Source organism: Pseudomonas sp. 1 R 17 (assembly GCF_900067035.1).
Classification (GTDB): domain Bacteria; phylum Pseudomonadota; class Gammaproteobacteria; order Pseudomonadales; family Pseudomonadaceae; genus Aquipseudomonas; species Aquipseudomonas marginalis.
Map to the genome: position 1 here is coordinate 2,501 of NZ_FKLB01000032.1, position 19,231 is coordinate 21,731.

Here is a 19,231-nt window from a genome sequence, read left to right on the forward strand (position 1 = left end):
GACACTGAAGGACTACCTTAAAGCCATTCAGTAACGGACTCACCACAAGGACCTTCACATGATCGACTTCAACAACAAAGGCTTCTTCAAACTCAAGCAAAACAACGAATACGCCGAACGCGTCGCGGCCCTGCTGCTGGACGGCGAAGAAGTCATCGACGCCTACAAAGCCATGCGCGATGGCGTGGTCTTCACCACCAAACGCATCATCGCAGTGAACGTACAAGGCATAACAGGCAGCAAGAAGGACTTCACCTCGCTGCCGTACAAAAACATCGTCGCGTACTCGGTGGAAACGTCCGGGACGTTTGACCTGGATTCGGAACTGGAGATTTACTTTTCGTCGCTGGGAAAAGTGAAATTTGAATTCACCGGCAAGACCTCGATTGTCGAAATCTCCCGCTTGATCTCCAAGCACTTGCTGACCTGATCAGCAGGCATGCTCAGAGCATCAAAGATGACGCCTATTGATCGTCATCCTGCTGTTGAACCGAGCCCGATTACCTAAAAGTAAACCGCCGCTTACTACACGCAACCTCATCAACTAAGTGGAGCCCCCAGTCAACAGCTGACGCTACCCACATTCACCAAGCCAGAACTCAGGAGCATGAGGCTACCGCCCCCCAATCTGCATTTCCTACACCGTCTCCCCTTATTTCACTAGCCCACGTTCACAAACCCTGTCGTTATTCCGTCCTGCTTGCTCCGGCCAGTGCCTCACACGCTTTGCAAAAAAAGCCTGTCGGGCCTGGCGCCGCAGTTGATCAGGGAATGATTATGGCGAGTGACAGGGATGCGAAGCCGCACGGTGTCGAGCACGGCTGTGCGCCGAATGAAATTTGGCTGTTCTTGATCCATCACGACGCAATCATTCGTCAGCGCTGTCGACGGTTGCTGCGCCGCCCCCAGGATGCAGAGGACGCCTTGAGCGAGGTGCGCCTGCATTTGTTCAACCTGTTGAGCAAGGCCCCCGAACGCTTGAATAGCGTGGAGAATGTGCCCGCCTGGCTCAAGCGGGTGGCGCACAACTTTTGTATCGACCGCCTGCGCAAAACGCCGGTCACCTGCAGCCTTGAATGGCTTGATCACGATCTGTATGAAAGCGTCACCTGGCAACCGCCGCATGATGACCCGGAGCGCAATGCGTGCGGACAAGAAGCCTTGCAGGCCCTTAACCTGGCCATCGGCCGGTTGCCAGCGACACTTTCGCAGGCGTTGGCGCTACGTTGCATCGATGGCCTGGAATACGAAGGTATGGCAGGCACGTTGCTGATCAGTGAGTCCAACGCCCGAAAGCGTGTGCAACTGGCACGGCAGCAATTACGGGGTTTACTCGGTCCGATTTGCGGCACTTGATCCATTGGCAAGCCCCGCAAGAACAAGCCTGCCCCAAATCATTGGGGCAGGCTTTTCCATACTCAGAAAGCCGCGATCGGGAAGGCGGAATTCACCCACCAAACCAAGGCAGCACCAGGTGCAGGGGGAATACCGTTGAGATAGCCGCCAACTGTAAATGCCAGCCCTTGCTCATCAACACAATAAGGATTGGGAACGACGGCGATCACCGTCGGCGCGGAAGGCCCGAAGAAAATCTGGCTGTTTCCCCCACCCATCACCAGGCCAGAGCTCAGGTGCATGAAGGCATAGCGAATCGACGTGACAACCTGCTGTTGCGTGCAACTGTCGGGGAAGAACGTGGAAGGCCCTGCCTTGGCCACCCACGTCCCCGTCGCCACGTTAAGCACTTCTACGTTGGCGTTTGCATAACGGTAATCGTTAGGTGGATTAAGCCCGTAAGGCACCATGTATGTACGAGGACCGATGGTACGAGCGGCAACCGGGTCAAGCGCCAGTGGCCCCACCTGCGGATCATGGTTACCGGGCCGAGAGTGAAACCCCACCGCATTGCCAGCGGCGTTGATCTCGCCACAGAAGATATGCCGTTGGTTTATCTGCGGGTTGCTACGGCTGTTAGGGATAGCCACGTTGCTGACCTGCACCGGTAGCGGGATCACCGCGGCTGAAGCCGCAGCGCAGTCCATCTGCGCAGCAGCCGACAGGCTCAATAGTGCGCTGGCCACACCCGTGGCAACGACGGTAAGTGCGTGCATGACAATACTCCTTTCTGACAATCGGGACGGAATGTCCCTTCGTCAGGACGCAACGCGACTACAGTTGTGAAGCGTACATGACCGCGTCTGCACGGCTTTCTTGCACCGCGAGGAAGAAGTTGAAACAGATCTTCACAAGCGGTGACTCGGTACGTCAGGAGGGATAAGCCAAGGCATGTTGCTCCGGCTTGAACAGGGAACAAGGAGAAGGACAATGACCACATTCAATGTGAACTTTGCTGTCGATGATATGGAAGGCAAGACCGTTCTGGTATTTCTCAAACCCCAACAGCCTCAGCGCGATTATCGGATTCACGCCTGGCAGATCCTGACCGGCTCTGCCGGTGCCACGGAGTCGTTCGACTACGAGGCCATTATTGAAACCGATGTCACCACCCTTGGTGAAAAAGACAGCAATACCATCATCTCGGGCCGTCGCACGCTTAACCCTGGTACCTTGCTTCAGGCGGTCAGCCCTAACGGATTGTCGCCGTACCTTGAGCCGGCGGCGCTTTCACTGGCCAAGGAGAAACTCACACCGCAGCAGTGCGGCATCATCAACAAAACCAACCCGTACCTGCAGTTCGACAGCAACTGGTACGTCAACGGTCGGCCTGTAGTGACCATGCCAAAAGTGGACTCGAGCATGACCGTAAGCTTTGAATACGAGCCCAACTTTTACTTCATGGTGGCAACGCCTCCGATGGTCGGGCAGACCTATATCGTGCAGAACTTCTCGGACATGACCCAGTTCATCGCCCCCATCACCGCCACTGAGGTGAACGTGACGGTAAGCCGTGCCAGCGGCCTGTGGTCGTTCGATTTCGCGCCGATGTAACGTTGAACCACGCGGCGAGCAAATCGCCGCGTGCCTTACCTGACCACACCCGTCCCCTCGCTGCGTGGCGTCTCGCCGGGTTGGATACGGAGAGTGTCATGCCAGTTGAAAACCCGGGCTTCACCGATAATTCCCACATTTGAGTCACTGAACGAAACAAACGAAAATCGAAATAATCGAAGCAGCGCGACTGACTCAAACATCAGTCTACTTTTCCGACACTAGCCAACGAATTAAGCCGATATCAGCTTCTGATCCCCCCTCGTAGCCTCACTCCCTAGCACAAGGAAGTGAGCCATCCATGTCAGAACGCTTTTACCCCCCCACCGAAGAAGAGTTACTCAAACAGCGAATCCTGACCCCACAGCCGTCGCGGGCGCCGTATTCGCCATCTGTTGATTTTTACGAGCCATCCCCTGCTCCGGCACCCACGCCAGCCAAACCTCCCGGCTGCGTCTTCATCAAGCCCTGCCAACTGCCTGACGGCATCACCCATTACTTCAACCCCGCCGATTATGTCCCGTTGGAGCTGATCAAAGAGTACGGCAATTTAAGCCTGCTGGGTGGGCGTGAGGTAGACGGTCGGCGCGCAGTTGCCTTGCGCAAGATCGGTGGCAGTGCACTACCGGCGGGTCTAGGACAGTTGGCGTTGCGTTCGGCGTTTTTTGAGTCGGCAGCCACTGCAGTCGGATCCGTCGCCGGTGGCCTGTTGACGGGTTTGGTGGCGTTGGCCTGGCCATCAGAGTTGGGAGATAGCGCGCTCTACAGCGAGGCGCAATTGCGTTCGATGCAAAGGGCGCGTTCGCAGATGCGTTTGCATATCGAGCAACGCGAGGACGGCACGCTCAAGGGGTATGGGTTTTACACCGGCAATAATCCTGATTGGCAAATGATTGATGTGGTGCAGTTCCAAAGCCGTGGCGATCAATTTGTGGCGGATTTGGGTGAGGGTGTCGAGCTGATCTGGACGCCCGCCGTTGATCCAAGTGACACGCTGGGTATTCCGACCCTGGAGGCTGCGCCGCAAGCACCGGTGATCTGGATTTACCCACCGACGGAGAAAGCGGCGCAGATTCTGGTAAACCCGATTTATCCGCCGGAGTATCGGGATTTTATCCTGGTGTTCCCGGTGGAGTCGGGGGTTCGACCACTGTATGTGGTGGTTAGTGTTAAGGCTGGGGATCACAAGTACCACAGGGCTCCAAATACTGAACAAATAACTGGCTTTGGAAACCTGATAAAAGCAAAACCCATGACTCCCAGACAGGGCGGTGCCGGGCTGAGAGAGCGTTGGATTGAGGAAAAAGGCAGGAGAGTTTATGAATGGGATTCCCAACATGGAGAGTTGGAAGTTTATCTTGCAAGTGATGGGAGCCATTTAGGTGCGTTCAGTCACATAACCGGCGAGCAGCTAAAAGAGCCGAAGAAAAAACGAAACATCAAAAAATATCTATGAGGGACACATGGGACTAAAAATGAGATTGGAATGGTTCGACAGAACCACAGAGCGGCTACGCGGAACGGAGGACTCAGCGGACCTAGGAAACGACTACTCCGTGATTTCTAAACTTGGACTGTCGATAGACGAGGACGTCAATAACGGTATGTTTGAACTGCGGCGGGAATGGCTATCACAGATACAGACACACTTCTCTCATGAAATTGCTCTTTCAGAAAGCGACTACTTCATCGCGTTTGATTACGAAGGTGCAAACGAATAACACAGACTTAGAGAATTCATCTTCATGCGCAGACTGTCGTTCAGGCAGGCCTCCACGAAGTTGGCTTTCACTTCATCCACGAGGACGAAAAAGGAAACGTTTTCGAATCAGAGCATTGGTACTTCGGCGAAGTCAGCACGACCGATGAAGACCCTGGCGGAGAGCGCTGGAAGTATCAAACCTTCAGGTCCTTCCAAGCGCAGCATCCGCATTTGTTCGGCCGTCCAACTAACCCTCTTTCGCCTCACTCCCCTCCCCCCCAATCAGAACCCGTTTCCCCGGATCCGTAATATCAAACACCTGCTGCGCACACGCCGAAGGTTTGAACTGGAACTCCACCAGATACACCTTGCCCTTTTCAGGCTGGAAGCTACTTAGCAGAGGCCCGCAAATGGCGTAGATGCCAGGGCGTGAGTCGGTGGACGAACTGGCAACGGTCAACTTCTTGCCAGGATCTGCCTGGATCTCCAACTGCGGGAAGCGCTTAAACCCAGCGCTGGCCACCGTCTGGTTGAGCTTTGCAATCCAGTTGAAGACGCGGCCTTCACCTGTATCCATCACCGTGCCCAGGGTTTCCATGCGTTGATCGAGGTCGCCTTCGCGACGTATCGAGAACTCGACGGGAGCGGTGCCGCCGTAGGCTTTCATGATGACTTTGGCGTGCTCAGCATCGACAGCCACGGTTTTCTGGCGCAGCTGGATGCCGTCCTTGAGCAGGCTGGGCGATGAGTCACGTGGGTTGGATTGGCAGGCACACAGCGCCAGGGCCAGGGAGAGCAGTGCGATTCGCTTCACGGGAGGATGTCCTTATCAGGGTGACAGATGATGATGACTGGACCAGTGATTAAACAGAATGTTCCGCAGTGGAGCGACCGCGATGCAGGGGCTCGACAGCGCCCACATTTGAGCCGTGATCGATTCAGGCCTCGCTGAACACCAACCGTGCGCACAAGCCGCCCTGCTCACGGTTATGCAACGCCAACCGGCTGCCGATCTTGCCCACGATCATCTCCACAATCGCCAGCCCCAGCCCTGCGCCATTGGCATTGCCACGGCTGTAGAACCGCTCGAACAAACGCCCCATTTCCGCCTCATCAATGCCCGGCCCCTGGTCCTCCACGCTAAGGCAATGGGCACCAATCACCACTTTCACTTCGCTGCCCGGCGGGGAGAAGTTGAGGGCGTTGGTCACCAGGTTTTGCAGGGCGATGGCCAGTGCTACAGGCTCGGTTTCGATCCAGCAGTCTTCATCCCCTTCCAACACCAACTCCACGCCTTTTTCCATGGCCAGCGGTGTCAGTTCGGCGAGTTCTTCGCGCACCAGCTCGGTGAGTTGTACGCGGCTGCGCTTGGGATTGTTCAACTGCGGTTCGATACGCGCCATGGTCAGCAGTTGGCTGCCAATGCGGGTGGCGCGGTCGACGCCGTTGACCAGGAAGTCCAACGCTTCGCGCCGCTGGGCCTCGGTACCGGCGCTTTGGGCGTTCTGCGCGTGGATGCGCAGGATCGCCAGGGGGGTGCGCAGTTCGTGGGCGGCGTCGGCGATAAAACGGCGTTCGCGTTCCAATAGATCATCCACTTGAACCAACAGTCGGTTGAGCGCGGTTTGCATCGGCTCCAGGTCACTGGGCAGCGGCTTGAGGTGCAGCGGTTGCAAAGTCTCGGCGGTTCGCCCGCGAATTTTACGGGCCATGGCGCGCAAGGGTTTGAGGCCCCAGCCGATCACCAGCCAGATCAACACCGTGAGCAGCGGCACGCCGATCAAGGTGGGCCAGAGGGTGTGGCGCATGATGCGCTGGATCACGTCCTGACGAATATCGTCGCGCTCGCCCACCCATATCAGCAGGCCTTGCTGCGGGTCGGCAAGGAGAAAGGCGCACCAGTCGTTGCCGTTGTCCATGATGTCGTGGGAGCCCAGGGTAGCCGGCGGTGCGGCCAACACTGGCGCTTCGGCGGAGCGTACGAGTAATTGGCCGTCGCTGCGCCACACCTGGAAGGTCAACCGGGTTTCATAAGGGTGGGCAACGCCGTCTTCGCCGACACGGCTCATGGCCTGATCGAAGGCCTGGTACAGGCGGTCCCAGTCGGCTTCGCCAGGGTCGCGCTGGCGCAATACGCCTTGCAACAGGCGTGCGCTTTGGGCGAGTTGAGCGTCGTAGACTTCTTCGATTTCATGGTGGCTGTCGCGCAGCACCAGCCAGCTGATCAGCGCGTCGCCCAACAGGATCAGCACCAGGACAGGGATGAGGATACGAGCACGCACGGAGGTCATGGTTTAAGCGCCAGTACATAGCCAACGCCGCGCACGGTGCGGATCAGCTCGGTGGATAACTTTTTACGCAGGTTGTGGATCAACACTTCCAAGGTGTTGCTCTCGACCCGGTCCTGCCAGCCATACAACGCGCGGGACAGGCGCTCGCGGGTCACCACTTTGCCTGGGCGTACCATCAGTTGGTGCAGCAATTGGTATTCCATCGGGGTGACGATGATGTCCGCGTCCAGGTACCGCACTTGCTGGGTAGCTGGATCGAGGCTGACGCCGGCATGTTCCAGCATCGGTTGCGCGCGGCCCTGACTGCGGCGCAACAAGGCGCGCACGCGGGCCTTGAGTTCTTCCACATCGAAGGGTTTGACCAGGTAGTCGTCGGCACCGGCGTCCAGGCCGGCGATGCGCTCGGCGGTGCCGTCGCGGGCAGTGAGGATCAGCACCGGCAGGTCGTGCTGCTCGGCGCGCAGTTGCTGCAACAGGTCCAGGCCATCGAGGCGCGGCAGGCCGAGGTCGAGCAGCAACAGGTCGAAGCTTTCCATGCGCAGGGCATGCAGGGCCGCAACGCCATCCTGCAACCAATCCAGGGTGTAGCCTTCAACGCCCAATGCCACGCGAATCCCTTGGCCAAGGGCACGATCATCTTCGACAAGGAGTAGGCGCATAGCAAAACCTCTGTAGGAATCGGCGGCATCATGCCGGGTTCTGGCCGAGGCTATTTCGGCAAAGATGTTACCGCGCGTTGCCAACTAAGGTTGCGCTAAGGTTGATTTTGCACTGTGAAATCTCCCACATCTGCTGAGAGCTTTTCCATGCGCAAAATTCTCCTGCTGTCCCTGATTATCGCCAGCCCCCTGGCCCTTGCCGGTCCGCAATGCACCACCGCCGAACGCTCGCAATGGCAAGACGAAAAAGCCTTCCAGGACAAGCTCAAGGCCGAAGGCTACGAGATCAGCAAGTTCAAGGTCACCGACGGCAACTGCTACGAAATCTACGGTTTCGACAAGGACAAGCGCAAGGTAGAGATCTACCACGATCCGGTCACCGGCAAGGCCGTGAAGACTGAGATCAAAGGCTGATGCCAGGCGAATCCCTGCGCCTGTGGGACCCGCTGGTGAGGCTGTTTCATCTGTCGATCGCCGGGGTCTTTGTCGCCAATTACTTCTTTAACGAAGCAGGCGACGACTGGCATGTCTGGCTGGGCTATTACGCCATGGCCTGGCTGCTGGTGCGCGTGGTGTGGGGATTCATCGGGCCGCGCAGTGCACGTTGGGCGGATTTCTGGCCGACCCCGAAACGCTTGAAAAACCATCTGCGCTCGCTGCTCAACCGCCGCCCGCAGCATCGCCTGGGCCACTCGCCCCTCGGCGCGCTGGTGATGCTGTTGATGTTGCTGGCGTTGCTGGTCGTCGGCATCAGCGGCTTTTTGATGCAGGAAGTGGATGCCCTGTGGGGCGCCGATTGGCCCCTGCAAATCCATGAGACCGCCGCCAATGTGCTGTTGGGCCTGGTGTGCATCCATGTGCTGGCCGCGGTGTTTGAAAGTATCCAGGTGCGGGACAACCTGCCGTTATCCATGCTCACCGGTCGCAGGAAGCGCCTGCCGGATGAGCCTGCGCAGTAATCCTTTTCTCGACAGGTTCTCTATGCGCTCCGCCTTACTGATCTGCAGCCTGCTCGGCGTGTTCCTGGCCGCATGGCTAAGCCATCCGCCCCATGTACTGGCACACTTTGCCCAAGTGGCGCCGAACACCTCGAAGGTGGCGGCGGCCCCGCAATACACCAGCCGTTTTGTGTCCTCGCAGCTCACTGACTTTGTCCACGCTTCCTCGGTCACCGCCCTGCCCGGCGGCGACTTGATGGCCGTGTGGTTTGCCGGTTCCCGTGAAGGCGCCGCCGATGTGCAGGTGCGCACCGCACGCTTCGATGCCCGCAGTGGCGAATGGGGTGCCGAGCGGGTGCTGGCCACGCGGGAAAGCACCCGCGACGGCACCCAGCGTTATATCCGCAAGCTCGGCAATCCGGTGATTGCCCTGGGGCCGGATAAACGCCTGTGGATGTTTTATGTGTCGGTGTCGGTCGGTGGCTGGGCCACCAGTGCAATCAACCTGATGGTGTCCGACGACCTCGGCGCCAACTGGTCCGCGCCCCGACAGTTGGTGACCTCACCGTTTTTCAACATCAGTACCCTGGTACGCGCCGCGCCGGTGTTCCACGCCGACGGCTCCATCGGCCTGCCGGTGTACCACGAGTTCATGGGCAAGTTTGCCGAGTACCTGTACTTGAGTGCCGACGGCGCGGTAATCGACAAATTCCGCATCAGCCGCGGCAAGAATTCCCTGCAACCCACTATCGTGCCGCTGGATGGCAAGCGCGCGGTGGCGATGTTGCGCTACGCCGGCGACACCCACCACCGCGTCCTGGCCAGCCGCACCGAAGATGCGGGGCAAACCTGGAGCGAGCCGTACCCGCTGGAACCGGCAAATCCCAATTCATCGTTGGCGGCGGTGGGTACCGAGGACGACGGGCTGCTCGTGGCCCTCAACGACCTGCAGGACGGCCGCTTCAAGCTCAGCCTCTACGGCACCGACGCCCAGCTCAGCCAATGGCGCACCGTGGTGCAACTGGATGAGTCACCCGACCCGCTCGGCCAACCGTTCTCCCCCGAGGCCTATAAAGCAATCATCGGCGAAGGCTTCCGCGCCTCCAGCGGCGCCAAACGCCTGCCGCTGGAACAGCGCTTTCTCAGCAACCTCGATTACCGCGTATGCAAACCCCAAGGCTGCGATTTCGAATACGAGTACCCGTACTTCAGCCGCAGTCCGGACGGCATGTACCACGTGGTGTACTCGTGGAATAACACCTTCATCAAACATGTCAGCTTCAACGAAGCCTGGCTGGCGGAGCGTCTGTGATGGTTTCTGTGTGGCAGGCCCATTTGAGTTTTGTGCTGCTGGGGTTTGTGCTGTTGAGCGCGCTCAGGTTTACCGCTCCCTGGCGGCCATGGCTGCTGCCGGTGCTGGTAGCGGTCAGTTTTATCCCGGTCAACGAGCTGCCGCTGGCGGCGTATGTGCGCAGTTTTACCGATGACCTGGCCATCTGCACATTGGTGCTGTTGGCGTGGGTCATGCTCAGCCGCCTGGGCTTAGTGCAACCGCTCGCTCGTCGGCATCAAGTGCAGACGTTGCTGCTGTTTGGCCTGCTGAGCCTGGTGCTGTACCCGGCCACGTTGGGCCTGACCTACTTCGACCCGTACCGTTGGGGCTTCAACCCGCGACCGATGATCGCCCTGATGGCGGCGGCCGCACTGTTGATGCTGTGGCTGCGTAATACGCTGGCGGTGTGGATGCTGGCGATGGGCACGTTGGCTTTTGCGTTACGGCTCAAGGCGTCGGAAAACTATTGGGATTATCTGGTCGACCCGTTGCTGACCGGTTACTGCCTGATCGCCGGCGCGGGGCTGCTGATCAGCGCCGCCTGGCGCCCTCTTTTGAAATGGCACCGGGGTCAATGATGAGTGCGTTGCAATCACGCCGCCTGCGCTACGGCCTGGGCGCGATCGGGTTGGTATTTGTGTTGCTGGCTGCGTTGCGGCTGGTGTTTGTGCTGGTTTTTTCCGGCCTGGACTTGAACACCCCGGCGCTGCTGGAAACCCTGGGAATCGGCCTGCGTTTCGACCTGCGCCTGGCGGTGTTGATCCTGCTGCCGCTGGCCGTGCTGGCGTGGTTGCCGCGCTGGAACCTCACCACCCTGCCGGCCCTGCGCTGGCTGGCGCGCGGTTATCTGGTCATCGCGCTGGCGGGGGTGGGGCTGGTGTACATCATCGACTTCGGCCACTACGCCTACCTCGGCGTGCGTATCAATGCGACGGTGCTGCGTTACCTGCAGGATGCGCAGATTTCCCAGCAGATGGTGTGGGAAACCTACCCGGTACTGTGGATAACCGCCTGCTGGCTCGCGGCGGTGGCGCTTTGGGTCTGGGCGTTGGTCTGCCTGGAGCGGTTGACCCTGGATCGAGCGCCCACCGCCATCAGCAAACCGGCACTGGCGCTGGTGAGTGTGATGGGCGTCGTCGCGGTGCTGCTGGCCCTGCTGGGCCGTGTCGCCCATCTCAACCTGGAAAACCCGGTGCCCCTGCGCTGGAGCGATGCCTTCTTTGCCGGCAACAGCCAACTGGCCGCCGTGGGCCTGAACCCGGTGCTGTTTTTGTATGACACGCTCAAGGTCGGCCAATCGCAGTTCGATGAGGCCCAGGTCCGCCAGTATTACCCGCAAGTCGCCGAATACCTGGGAGTGCCCCAACCCGATGCCCAGTCCCTGGACTTCATCCGCGAACAAGGCGTGCAGCCCTATCGACTGGCCGGCGAGCGCCCGCCCAACGTGATTTTCGTGATGCTCGAATCCCTCGGCACCAGTGCCGTGGGTGCCTATGGCAACCCGCTCAACCCCACGCCGAACCTGGACAAACTGGCGACGCAAAGCTGGTTCTTCAAACACTTCTACGTCCCCGTCACCGGCACCGCGAAAACCGTGTGGGCCAGCATCACCGGCGTGCCCGACGTCACCCGCCAGGAGACCGCCACGCGCAACCCGTTGATCACGCGGCAACACACGTTGATCAATGCATTCGAGGGCTACCAGAAGTTCTACATGATCGGCGGCAACGCCGGCTGGGCGAATATCAATGCACTGATCCGCCAGAGCATCGACGATGTGCAACTGTTCGAGGAGAGCGACTGGCAATCGCCACGGGTAGACGTGTGGGGGATTTCCGACCTGGACCTGTTCAAGGAAGCTGACGATCTGTTGAGCACGCTTCCCAAGGACCAACCGTTCTTTGCCTACCTGCAAACCTCCGGCAACCATCGCCCCTTCACCATCCCCAAACACAACGATGGCTTCCAGCTCAGCCACGTGACGCTGGAACAGGCCCAGGCCGCGGGCTCCCGCAGTGTCGAGCAGTACAACGCCGTACGCCTGCTGGACTACAACATCGGCCGGCTGATGGAAATCGCCAAGTCCGGTGGCTACTACGACAACAGCATCTTTGTGTTCTTCGGCGACCACAACACCCGCATCAGCCAGATCCCGCACATGGCGCCGGCCTTCGAACAGCTGGGCCTGGAAAGTAACAACGTGCCGCTGCTGATCCACGCTCCCGGCCTTGCGCCTCGGGTGATCGAGGAAGCTGTAGGGCTGGCCGACCTGCTGCCCACCGTGGCCGGCATGGCAGGCGTACCGTTTCGCAACGGTGCGATGGGCCGGGACATCCAGCAACCGGCGCCCGAGGGCGAACGCGTGGTGCCGCTGGTATTGCGCGAAGGCACCTTCCCGATCATCGGCGGCGTGACCCGGCACTTTTTGCTGCAGATGCAGCACGACGGCAGCTCACCCACCTTGCATGACCTGGCATCACTCACCCCGCGTGACGATGTGGCCGCGCAGCACCCCGAGGAATTCCAGCGCCTGCAGGCACTGACCCGTGGGCTGCACGAGAGTGCGCGATTGATGCTGTTCAGGAATGTGCGTGAGTGATTACTTGGATTGGAATGTCTCGAGGTACGCCAGGATATTGTCGATTTTTTCCGGGTCGCTGATGCCCCAGAAAATCATGCGCGTACCACTCACCACCTTTTTGGGCGCTTCGATGTAGGCCGCGAGCTTGTCGCGGGTCCAGACCACACCGGAGTTTTTCATCGCGTCCGAATATTGATAGTCGGCGGTGGTGCCGGCAGGTCGGCCGATGATGCCGTTGAGCTCCGGGCCAAAGCCACCGCGTGCGCCTTCGCCGACGCTGTGGCAGCCGCCGCAGGTCTTGGTGAAGAGTTTGCCGCCGGCCTCGGCATCGCCGGCGGCATTGGCGGCGCTGGTGTTGAGAATCAGCGCAAGGGTCAGCAGGACGTACTTCATGGGTGACTCCACATCGGTGTTGGCGGCGATTATGCCTGTTTGTCAGGAGCGCATGCCCATCCAGATCACCGCTTCGGTCCACGCCGTCACCACCGGCGTCAGCGCACGAAACCAGGGATCCTGCACATCGATCTGCGCAGCCGAGTGGTCATGGTGGTGTTGCTCTTCTTCAACGATGGAAGCAATGGCCGTCACGGCCAGTGGGTCGATTTCGCGTAACGCATGAAGCTGATGAGCCAGGTGCTTGAGCACCACGCTTTCCACCGCGACGGTGGTGACAACAATAGCCTTGCGCCCGCACACCCCGGTGAGCAGGCCCAGCACCAGCCCGCCAAGGCCGCAAAGCCAGTAGCTGCGGCAGCGTCGGTAACCCCGTCGTTGCAACTCGGCCTGGAACACCGCGCGATGGCGACGTTCGTGGGACAGGAATTCCTCGAGCTCACCCACCATGCCGGATACAAACAATCGCGCCATAAACAGCTGGCCGCTGTAGATACAGATCGCGCCATGCTCGCCGGCGTGGTCGACTTTGATCATGCGATTGCCCAGGTCAGGGTCGATCAAGGGGGCTGCGGAAGCGTTCACGGTTGACGACCTTGTGCGAGGGCCCACGGGATTCGGGCCGATCCTGATTGCAGAGCGCCGGTATCCTGCCGTACCTCCGCGCAAATGCGCAACCTAGACCCTCGAAACTGACCACCCATCGCCCCATACGCATCCAATCGAACCTAACCCGCCCCGTTCCACTCCACCTTACTGAACCCTGATGGTGGAGTAAGGATCATGGCTCAGCCATCGATTTTGGTATTGGAAGACGACGAGATCATTCGGTCGTTGATGGTGGATGTACTGGAGGATTTCGGCGCGGTTGTGACGTCTTTTCCTTCAGCCGATGAAGGAATGATTTACCTGGAACGCGGCGATGATCCGGTGGACTTGATTGTCAGCGATGTGCAGATGCCGGGTTTGCTCAACGGCTATGACTTGAGCCGGGTGGTGGCGCACCGTTGGCCATCAGTGCCGGTGCTGCTCACCTCGGGCAACGCCAGACTCGCGGAGCAATTGGGTGGCTCCGTGCGGTTCCTGCCCAAACCGTGGAGCACCGAGCATTTACTTGAGTGCGTGCAAACGGCATTGACCCAGCAGGGGGCGTCCATGCATTGATAGCGTCGCGATATCATTGATGCCGAACTTCGCAGCAGCCCTTATGGTCACTTACTTAAGCAGGGAGCGACTTTTCTGATCCGCTGGTCAGCCTTTTCGCCTTGTGCGTTCAGCTGATGCTTATGTGTTGTGTAGAATCGTCGCCTTTTTCAACGCGTCATTCATGGCCGAAAGGCCCACAGTTCGAGCTCATTGAATGCATTCACAGGCCCATGAAGGTGGTGCGCCCTCATTGCTGGACGCGTTGCGCGCAGGCACCGGCCTATTGCACGTGGCGTTGGAAAAACGACTGCCGTTTTTTTCCGAACATTTGGATGCCGGCTGGTATCAGCGCCTGATCCAGGCGTATTACGGGTTTTACCGGCCGATTGAAGCAGCGCTGTACGGCTGTGAGTTTATCCCTGAAGGCTTCGACCCGACGCTGCGTATGAAAACGCCGACGCTGATCAACGATCTTCACGCCCTTGGTCTGGACGCCTCCGCGATCAACGCCTTGCCGCACTGTGTGCAATTGCCCGGTTTCGATACCCCCGCCGCCTGCCTCGGCGCCTTGTATGTGCTTGAAGGCGCAACCCTGGGCGGCCAGGTACTGCGTCGGGAAATGGCTCGACGCCTGGCGCTGGACGCCGACAACGGAGGGGCGTTCCTCGATGTGTACGGTGCCGAAACCGGTCGGCGCTGGAAAGATTTTCTCGACTACCTGGGCCGCCTGCCGCTGGACACGCCAGCCAAACAGCGCGCGGTGCACGCGGCCCGCTCGACATTCAGCTGCTTTGAGCAATGGCTCGACAGCCAGGAGGTACTGCTATGAAACCCGACGATTTTGAAGAGCTGCTTGCCAACTGTGCCGACGAGCCCATCCGCTTTCCGGGGGCGATCCAACCCCACGGTGTGCTGCTGACGCTGTCGGAGCCCGACCTGAACATCATTCAAGTCAGCACTAACGTCGCCAGCCTGTTCAACCGCGCCCCCGAGTCGTTGCTGGGCCAGCCACTGCACGCGCTGATCGGTGCCGAGCACGCCCAGGCCGTGCAGGCCATGGCCGAACACAACAGCTTCCTTGATGCGCCGCCTTTGCACGTCACCCTCAACGGCGCCGAGTTCGAAGGCCTGTTGCACCGCCATCAGGACGTGCTGGTGCTGGAATTCGAACCGCGGCTCAAGGACTTCCGGCCACGGGCCCTGAAAGGCCGCAGCAGTGACTTGGGCAAGATGCTGCAACGTTTGCAATCAGCGAAAACCCTGCAAGCGCTGTACGAAATCAGCGTGACTGAAATCCAGGCCATGACCGGTTACGACCGGGTGTTGATCTACCGTTTCGAAGAAGAAGGCCATGGCCAGGTGATCGCGGAAGCGTCGGCACCGTCCATGGAGCTGTTCAACGGACTGTTCTTCCCCGCGTCCGATATCCCGGAGCAGGCCCGCGAGCTGTATCGCACCAACTGGCTGCGCATCATCCCGAATGCTGCCTACGAGCCGGTGCCCCTGCTGCCCAAGCTGCGCCCGGATACCGGTGAGCCGCTGGATTTGAGCTTTGCCACCCTGCGCAGCGTGTCGCCGATTCACTGCCAGTACATGCAAAACATGGGCGTGCTGTCGTCCATGAGCATTTCGCTGATGAAGGGCGACAAGCTCTGGGGCCTGATCAGTTGCGGCAACCGCGAGCCGCTGCTGGTGCCCAATGACCTGCGTATCACCTGCCAGACCATCGGTCAGGTGCTGTCATTGCAGATCAGCGCCATGGAAGCCCTGGACCTGAGCCGTCAGCGAGAAGAAAAAGTCGAGGCCCTGGCGTTGCTGGATAAAGCCATGAAGGCCTCCGAAGAAAACGTGTTCGACGGCCTGGCCCAGCGCGGCCAGGTGCTGATGGACCTGACCTTGTCCGGCGGCGTGGCGATCATCGAAGACAAGCAACTGCACCGCTACGGCAACTGCCCGGAACCGGCGCAGATCCGGGCCTTGCACAAGTGGCTGCAGGACAGCGGCGAGCCGGTGTTCTCCAGCCATAACCTGGTGTCGATCTACCCGCCAGGCGCCGAGTTCCAACAGGTGGCCAGCGGTGTCCTGGCCATGAGCCTGCCAAAGCCTGTGGATAACGGCGTACTGTGGTTCCGCCCGGAAGTGAAAGAAAACATTAACTGGAGTGGTGACCCGAAAAAGCCGCTCGACCTGGAAAGCTCCGACGCCGGCCTGCGCCTTCGCCCGCGTACCTCGTTTGAAATCTGGAAGGTGGAGATGGCCGGTATTTCCACCAAGTGGAGCCATGGCGACCTGTTCGCCGCCAACGACCTGCGTCGTTCTGCCCTGGAAAACGACCTGGCTCGCCAGGTGCTGCGCGAGCAACAGGCCGTGCGCGCCCGTGATGACCTGGTGGCGGTGGTGTCCCACGACCTGCGCAACCCGATGACGGTGATCTCCATGCTCTGCGGCATGATGCAAAAGGCCTTCAGCTCCGACGGCCCGCACACCTCGCGACGCATTTCCTCGGCCATCGACACCATGCAACAGGCCGCCGGACGCATGAACGTCTTGCTGGAAGACTTGCTCGACACCTCGAAAATCGAGGCCGGGCGCTACGTGGTCAAACCCGTTGCCCTGGACGTCAGCCAAATGTTCGAAGAGGCCTATTCCCTGCTCGCGCCGTTGGCGATGGAAAAAGGCATCGACCTGTCGTTCAACGCCGAGCCTGGCCTGCAGATCAACGGCGACCCGGAGCGGCTGTTCCAGGTGCTGTCGAACCTGATCGGCAATGCCATCAAGTTCACTCCGCGCCAGGGCAATATCGGCATCAGTGCGATGACCAATGGTGAAGAGATCGTGTTTTCGGTGCGTGACTCAGGCGAAGGTATTGCGCCTGATCAACTGCCCCACGTGTTTGATCGCTACTGGACCCAGTCGGAAAACAATCCCACCGGCACCGGCCTGGGGCTGTATATCACCCAAGGGATTGTCCACGCCCATGGCGGCAAGATCATGGCTGAAAGTGAAGTGGGGCGTGGCAGTGAGTTCCGGTTTACGGTGCCGAAGGTGATTGAGGACTCCCATACCTGACCGCCTCTGTGGCGAGCACCGGTTACACCGGCAATACCACCACCGCCTCTAACCCGCCACCCTGGCGCTCCGACAGGGTGAGTGTGCCGCCGTGTTCCAGCACAATCGCACGGGCGGTAGACAGCCCAAGTCCGACGCCGCCGGTGCTCTTGTTGCGTGAATTTTCGAGGCGGTAGAACGGCAGGAACACCTGTTCGCGATACTGCGCCGCAATCCCCGGGCCGCGATCCAGCACGCGGATCACCACTTCGGCCGGCCCTTGTTGCAGTTCGATTTCCGGCGCCCGACCGTAGTGGATGGCATTGTCCATCAGGTTGGTCATCACCCGCTTGAGGCCCAAGGGCCGGCCAAAGTACACCAGGCGCGGCGGTCCGCTGAAAGCCAGTTCAATCGCCTGGTCGCGGTAGTCGTCGATCAGGGTTTGCAGCAGTTCCGCCAGGTCCAGCTGGGTGGCCTGCTCCAGGCGTGCATCGTCGCGGAAGAACGCCAGGGCCGTGTTGATCATGGCCTGCATTTCATCGACATCATTGAACAGCCGGCGTTGCTGGTCGGCATCTTCGATGAATTCACCGCGCAGGCGCAGGCGGGTCAGGGGCGCACGCAGGTCGTGGGAGATGGCCGCGAGCATTTGCGTGCGGTCCTGGATAAAGTGCCGCAACTGCGCCTGCATGCCGTTGAACGCGAGGATCGCCTGGCGGATTTCGTGGGGCCCGACCGGCTCGATGGGCGGCGCGCGGAAGTCGGCGCCAAAGCGCCGCGCGCCCTGGGCGAAGTGTTGCAGGGGGCGAGCCAGGCGACGGGTCGCGACCAGGGTAACCAGCGCAGTCGAGATCAGCACCAGCAGCACCACAATCACGCTGCGCACGCCCTCGTCCAGCCCCCAACTGCGGGCACGGGCGCTGAACATCAGCCAGGACTGATCGGCCAGTTGCATCAGCAGCACATAGTGGCCATCGCCGCCCGGCCAATCGGAGGGTTCGTAGGCTTCCATGGGACGCACCGGCCCCTGGAGCAGGTTCTTGAAGGCCTGTTCGCCCGAATGAAAATCCGGGTCGGCGAGCACAGGCAGCTCAAAGGCTTCCCGCTGCGCCGCCCACGTCACACTGAAGGATTCGTCGCCTACAACCTGCGCAAGGTGCGCGCGTTGCGCCGGTTGCAAACCTTCAACCACGCGCACCACCACGGCGATTTTTTCCAGCAGCCCGGTTTCGGTCAACGGCGGCCGTGCCCACACGCCCGCCAATTGCACAAACAGGGCGTTGAACGCCAACGCAGTCAGCATCGCCACCAGGATGGTCAGGGCGATCCAGCGGGCCACCGTGTCACGCGGGCGGCGGCTCATGAACGGCTCACGCTGGCGGTGAATTGATAACCGCCATTGCGCACGGTGCGGATCATGGCCGGGCGCTTGGTATCGAACTCCAGCTTGCGGCGCAGGCGGCTGACCTGCACGTCGATGCTGCGGTCGAACGCGTCATGGCTATGGCCCCGCGCCAGGTTCAGCAGTTGTTCGCGGGTCAGCACGCGCTGGGGGTGTTCGACGAAGACCAGCAGCAGGTCGAACTCACCGGATGACAGCGGGATCATCACCTCGTCGGGGGAGCGCAGTTCACGGCGAGTAACGTCCAGTTGCCAGCCCGCAAAGCGAATCAAGGGACGGGCAGACTCGCCCAACACCGGCCGCCCCTCGCCTGCCCGACGCAATACCGCACGCACCCGCGCCAGCAGTTCACGGGCGTCGAAGGGCTTGCTCAAGTAGTCATCGGCGCCCATTTCCAGGCCTACCACGCGGTCACTGAGTTCGCCCATGGCGGTGAGCATGATCACCGGTGTTGCGTACTGCTGGCGCAGGCGCTGGCACAGCAACAAGCCGTTCTCCCCCGGCAGCATCAGGTCAAGAATGATCAGGTCGGCGGGATGACGCTCCATGGCGGCCCACAGCTCGGTGCCACCGGCGACGGTCTCGACCGCATAGCCATGTTGCATAAAGAATTTCTTCAGCAGCGCGAGGACTTCAAGGTCATCGTCCACGATCAAAAGGTTGCTCACAGGCGGGCATCACTGGGTGTTGTCGATGCGCCATCTAAAACCATTCGACGCAGCCCGTCATATATTTCAATCGTGCAATAAAGCGTCAGCGCCGCAATAAACCAGACATCTTTGCGCAAGG

The 19,231-nt window shown here is 60.1% G+C and carries 22 protein-coding genes (1 of these 22 only partly in view); 14 read left to right on the forward strand and 8 right to left on the reverse strand.

Annotation, left to right across the window (positions count from 1 at the left end):
• The 3 genes from BFP99_RS10065 to BFP99_RS10075 all read left to right on the forward strand — a co-directional run.
• Positions 1-34, forward strand: the end of a protein-coding gene (locus BFP99_RS10065) for a hypothetical protein (RefSeq protein ID WP_065926021.1). It extends 296 nt beyond the left edge of the window; the window shows 34 of its 330 coding nt (coding positions 297-330); its start codon lies off the left edge, out of view; it ends in the stop codon at positions 32-34.
• A gap of 24 nt (positions 35-58) precedes the next feature.
• Entirely contained in the window at positions 59-430 is a 372-nt protein-coding gene (locus tag BFP99_RS10070; protein WP_065926020.1) for a PH domain-containing protein, read from the forward strand.
• 347 nt (positions 431-777) lie between these two features.
• Positions 778-1,356: an RNA polymerase sigma factor gene (locus tag BFP99_RS10075; protein ID WP_065926019.1), complete on the forward strand. Its 579-nt coding sequence runs from the start codon at positions 778-780 to the stop codon at positions 1,354-1,356.
• Between the two features lie 62 nt (positions 1,357-1,418).
• Here the strand turns inward: BFP99_RS10075 and BFP99_RS10080 are convergent, their stop codons facing one another.
• Positions 1,419-2,111, reverse strand: coding sequence for an EndoU domain-containing protein (locus BFP99_RS10080; protein ID WP_065926018.1), 693 nt, complete (start codon positions 2,109-2,111; stop codon positions 1,419-1,421).
• A gap of 214 nt (positions 2,112-2,325) precedes the next feature.
• Here BFP99_RS10080 and BFP99_RS10085 point away from each other — a divergent pair, with 214 nt between their 5' ends.
• The 3 genes from BFP99_RS10085 to BFP99_RS10095 all read left to right on the forward strand — a co-directional run bounded on the left by BFP99_RS10085 (position 2,326) and on the right by BFP99_RS10095 (position 4,670).
• Positions 2,326-2,949, forward strand: coding sequence for a hypothetical protein (locus BFP99_RS10085; protein ID WP_027607593.1), 624 nt, complete (start codon positions 2,326-2,328; stop codon positions 2,947-2,949).
• Positions 2,950-3,250: 301 nt separating this feature from the next.
• Complete coding sequence (locus tag BFP99_RS10090; RefSeq protein ID WP_065947191.1) at positions 3,251-4,405, forward strand: S-type pyocin domain-containing protein; 1,155 nt, start codon at positions 3,251-3,253, stop codon at positions 4,403-4,405.
• Positions 4,406-4,424: 19 nt separating this feature from the next.
• Complete coding sequence (locus tag BFP99_RS10095) at positions 4,425-4,670, forward strand: colicin E3-like toxin immunity protein (protein ID WP_370737660.1); 246 nt, start codon at positions 4,425-4,427, stop codon at positions 4,668-4,670.
• 228 nt (positions 4,671-4,898) lie between these two features.
• Here the strand turns inward: BFP99_RS10095 and BFP99_RS10100 are convergent, their stop codons facing one another.
• The 3 genes from BFP99_RS10100 to BFP99_RS10110 form a co-directional block, all read right to left on the reverse strand.
• Positions 4,899-5,465, reverse strand: coding sequence for a hypothetical protein (locus BFP99_RS10100; protein WP_065947193.1), 567 nt, complete (start codon positions 5,463-5,465; stop codon positions 4,899-4,901).
• Between the two features lie 124 nt (positions 5,466-5,589).
• Entirely contained in the window at positions 5,590-6,942 is a 1,353-nt protein-coding gene (locus BFP99_RS10105; protein ID WP_065947194.1) for a sensor histidine kinase, read from the reverse strand.
• Positions 6,939-7,601, reverse strand: coding sequence for a response regulator (locus tag BFP99_RS10110; protein WP_065926015.1), 663 nt, complete (start codon positions 7,599-7,601; stop codon positions 6,939-6,941). Before BFP99_RS10110 ends, BFP99_RS10105 begins: the two co-directional genes overlap by 4 nt.
• Positions 7,602-7,748: 147 nt before the next feature.
• Here BFP99_RS10110 and BFP99_RS10115 point away from each other — a divergent pair, with 147 nt between their 5' ends.
• The 5 genes from BFP99_RS10115 to BFP99_RS10135 are packed head-to-tail and all read left to right on the forward strand — an operon-like array spanning position 7,749 to position 12,471.
• Positions 7,749-8,015, forward strand: a complete 267-nt coding sequence (locus BFP99_RS10115) for a PepSY domain-containing protein (protein WP_065926014.1) — start codon at positions 7,749-7,751, stop codon at positions 8,013-8,015.
• Positions 8,015-8,560, forward strand: a complete 546-nt coding sequence (locus BFP99_RS10120) for a cytochrome b/b6 domain-containing protein (protein ID WP_065947195.1) — start codon at positions 8,015-8,017, stop codon at positions 8,558-8,560. The genes BFP99_RS10115 and BFP99_RS10120 overlap by 1 nt, the downstream gene beginning before the upstream one ends.
• Positions 8,561-8,582: 22 nt before the next feature.
• Positions 8,583-9,851 carry a sialidase family protein gene (locus BFP99_RS10125; protein WP_065947234.1) on the forward strand — a complete coding sequence of 423 codons (1,269 nt, stop codon included), beginning with the start codon at positions 8,583-8,585 and terminating at the stop codon, positions 9,849-9,851.
• Positions 9,851-10,450 carry a hypothetical protein gene (locus BFP99_RS10130; protein WP_065926011.1) on the forward strand — a complete coding sequence of 200 codons (600 nt, stop codon included), beginning with the start codon at positions 9,851-9,853 and terminating at the stop codon, positions 10,448-10,450. Before BFP99_RS10125 ends, BFP99_RS10130 begins: the two co-directional genes overlap by 1 nt.
• Positions 10,450-12,471 (forward strand): LTA synthase family protein, encoded by a 2,022-nt coding sequence (locus BFP99_RS10135; protein ID WP_065947235.1) that lies wholly within the window; start codon positions 10,450-10,452, stop codon positions 12,469-12,471. The genes BFP99_RS10130 and BFP99_RS10135 overlap by 1 nt, the downstream gene beginning before the upstream one ends.
• Here the strand turns inward: BFP99_RS10135 and BFP99_RS10140 are convergent, their stop codons facing one another.
• Both BFP99_RS10140 and BFP99_RS10145 read right to left on the reverse strand, forming a co-directional pair.
• Complete coding sequence (locus BFP99_RS10140) at positions 12,472-12,846, reverse strand: c-type cytochrome (protein ID WP_065926010.1); 375 nt, start codon at positions 12,844-12,846, stop codon at positions 12,472-12,474.
• A gap of 42 nt (positions 12,847-12,888) precedes the next feature.
• Positions 12,889-13,431 (reverse strand): demethoxyubiquinone hydroxylase family protein, encoded by a 543-nt coding sequence (locus BFP99_RS10145; protein ID WP_256098116.1) that lies wholly within the window; start codon positions 13,429-13,431, stop codon positions 12,889-12,891.
• 198 nt (positions 13,432-13,629) lie between these two features.
• Here BFP99_RS10145 and BFP99_RS10150 point away from each other — a divergent pair, with 198 nt between their 5' ends.
• The 3 genes from BFP99_RS10150 to BFP99_RS10160 all read left to right on the forward strand — a co-directional run bounded on the left by BFP99_RS10150 (position 13,630) and on the right by BFP99_RS10160 (position 17,061).
• Positions 13,630-14,010, forward strand: coding sequence for a response regulator (locus BFP99_RS10150; RefSeq protein ID WP_065926009.1), 381 nt, complete (start codon positions 13,630-13,632; stop codon positions 14,008-14,010).
• Positions 14,011-14,206: 196 nt separating this feature from the next.
• Entirely contained in the window at positions 14,207-14,821 is a 615-nt protein-coding gene (locus BFP99_RS10155; protein WP_065947196.1) for a biliverdin-producing heme oxygenase, read from the forward strand.
• Positions 14,818-17,061 carry an ATP-binding protein gene (locus BFP99_RS10160; RefSeq protein WP_065947197.1) on the forward strand — a complete coding sequence of 748 codons (2,244 nt, stop codon included), beginning with the start codon at positions 14,818-14,820 and terminating at the stop codon, positions 17,059-17,061. Before BFP99_RS10155 ends, BFP99_RS10160 begins: the two co-directional genes overlap by 4 nt.
• Positions 17,062-17,083: 22 nt before the next feature.
• On the opposite strand, the gene BFP99_RS10165 is transcribed toward BFP99_RS10160, so the two are convergent.
• Both BFP99_RS10165 and BFP99_RS10170 read right to left on the reverse strand, forming a co-directional pair.
• Entirely contained in the window at positions 17,084-18,403 is a 1,320-nt protein-coding gene (locus BFP99_RS10165; protein ID WP_065947198.1) for an ATP-binding protein, read from the reverse strand.
• The gene (locus BFP99_RS10170) at positions 18,400-19,110 is read right to left on the reverse strand and encodes a response regulator (protein WP_065926005.1); all 711 of its coding nucleotides are present in this window, start codon (positions 19,108-19,110) and stop codon (positions 18,400-18,402) included. Before BFP99_RS10170 ends, BFP99_RS10165 begins: the two co-directional genes overlap by 4 nt.
• Between the last annotated feature and the right edge of the window lie 121 nt (positions 19,111-19,231).